At 37.6% G+C, this 2,147-nt stretch carries 2 protein-coding genes; both read right to left on the minus strand.

What is annotated here, in order from left to right; genetic code table 11:
* Window positions 1-306: type VII secretion system immunity protein YobK (gene yobK / locus RAC86_RS38050; protein ID WP_377886893.1), on the minus strand; the 306-nt coding region annotated here is incomplete at its 3' end.
* A gap of 9 nt (window positions 307-315) precedes the next feature.
* On the minus strand, window positions 316-2,118 hold the full coding sequence (yobL, locus tag RAC86_RS38055) for an LXG family T7SS effector ribonuclease toxin YobL (RefSeq protein WP_326145661.1): 1,803 nt from the start codon (window positions 2,116-2,118) through the stop codon (window positions 316-318).
* Between the last annotated feature and the right edge of the window lie 29 nt (window positions 2,119-2,147).

The raw sequence follows: 2,147 nt of genomic DNA on the forward strand, positions 1-2,147 counted from the left end.
TGTATCTAGACAGTAAGCAAAGTAATCAACATCTTCAATAACCACAAGTCCATCAGTAAGGCCATAGTGTTCTTTATATTCATTAGTTCTATTTACAACTGATGCATGATCAAAGTTGTAGCCTAAAACCAAAACGCCGAATAAACCACCAGCACCGTATTTTTCTAAAAACCATTTATAACTGTTGGGGAGATCGCATTGGAGGTTTTCTTCAATGCGACCAATGTTTTCATGACTTGCACCTTCTGTAAATATAGCATTTTGTTTATTTTCATTAATAAAGTTCTCAACCTTCGAATAAATCATATAAACACCTCAATTCTCATTTTCAAATTGTTTCGCTCTCCATTTCCAATATCTCTTTCTAAAGCTCTCGTATTGTGCTTTTAAAACCTTATCATTTCTAAAACTTTCACCATCAGACTTAAGCTGATGAATGACATCACTATATTTTGTATGTAAGCTGTTCGGGATTTCAAGCATTGGGCCAGGTTCTTCTTGAATCAAGTGATGTAAATTAATCTGTGTACCGTCTTTTGCATAAGGGGCATTCCCGTTTTTCATTAGCTGAAGATTTGTAACACCGAATTCTGTTTTTTGATTAATATCAATATCTTTCATAGTATACACTCTACGGCTTACATCTTTAACTTTCCCCTTCGCCTTTACCTTCCCCTCTATTTCATATGCATCATACTTTTCTTTATTTAGCCAAGGGGGGCTTATCTTTTGGCCAGTAAACGGTTTTCTTGTTCCATCCGGTATTTTCTTCGCATTAGTCAAAAGTTCATTCTTGAGGCTTTGGCTATCAACCACATTGTATGGCACGTTATCGGCTAGAGCAAAGTCGTACTTAGGATTATAAGGCAGCAAATCTGGAATCTTGACGTCCTTAATTTTCTTCCCTGCCTGACTTGCTTTGTTTATGACCTTCCCCGCTGCATCTGCTTTGTTAATGGCTCCTGCACCTTTTGTACCAACAACAGCTACAGCCACTGAACCAATAGCATAGGTAACCCATCTTGATCTAGAATAGGCATCTCCATTCACCATATCCTTTTGATATGACTCTTCTATTGCTGCTGAAATGGCATCGTAAGTTTTCACCGGATGAATAACTGCATTCCCCAGTGCTGAGAGTGTTTCTCCCGGATCGGTGATGAAATCCCATATGCCAGTTACAGTGTCTTTGCCAACATTATATAAGCCTACTCCGACACCTTTTACGATATCCCAGGTGATTTCTCCTGCTCCTTCTAGCTGCTTCGCTTGTTCAATTTGCACTGCAAGCTGCACTTGAGTTGGCTCCAGATTCTCGTACCCTACTTTCTTAGCAATCTCTAAATATTCATCAGGGTCAGATACACCGTCATTAAGTTTTTTCTTTAATTCCTTGATTTCACGTTCCTTTGCTTCTTCTTTCTTCACACTTAAGTAAGCTTCAGAATGCTTTTCAATATCGCCTTTTTTCTTATGTATGTCACTTTCTCTGTACGCTTTAGCGTTATAGTGAATTGGTGTAGCGTTTTTTCCTTTGCCTGTTGATTCCTGCAGCTTTTTAAAGTCTTGCTGAATAAATTGTTCGTTTGGTTCTGTTTCAGCGTATTCTGTTTTTAAATCCTCATCAAGCTTGTTTAGCTTATCGATTGTTTTTTCACGTTTGTCATCTGCAAAAGAAAGTTTGTCTTTGAAGTCTTCTGTTGAGAATATTTCAAGGGGAAGGATATCATTGATGTTGTTTAATATGTCTTTCATTGCTTTTTTCTGTTCAGACATAATGGATTTTGATTTTGCATAAGCGTTAGCCAACTCGTGTTCTAGAAAGGATTCTTCTATGTAAGCATCAGACATCTTCGCATCTTCAAGTGTTGCAGACATGCTGCTTAAGAAAGCAATCTTCATGTCAATTAAATCAATCCATTGATCAGTAACACCGACATGATCATGATAAAATGCTTTAATGTTGTCAGCACCCTTGCCTGAAAATTCACTGTCATCTAGGTTAGCTACGTTTTGAAAAGCTTTTCTTAGCTTCACCATTTGCGACCTTAGTTCCTTATACTCTTTGGTTCTTTTATCGGCCTCAAAGAGTAATGAATCAGCCTCAAATACCTTCATATCATTCTCCTTCCTAGACTACTCTATGT

The sequence above is a fragment of the Bacillus sp. LR_5 genome, assembly GCF_042709275.1.

Excerpts from the sequence above, each read along its gene's own strand:
- yobL (WP_326145661.1), bottom strand. The coding sequence starts at position 2,118 with ATGAAGGTATTTGAGGCTGATTCATTACTCTTTGAGGCCGATAAAAGA.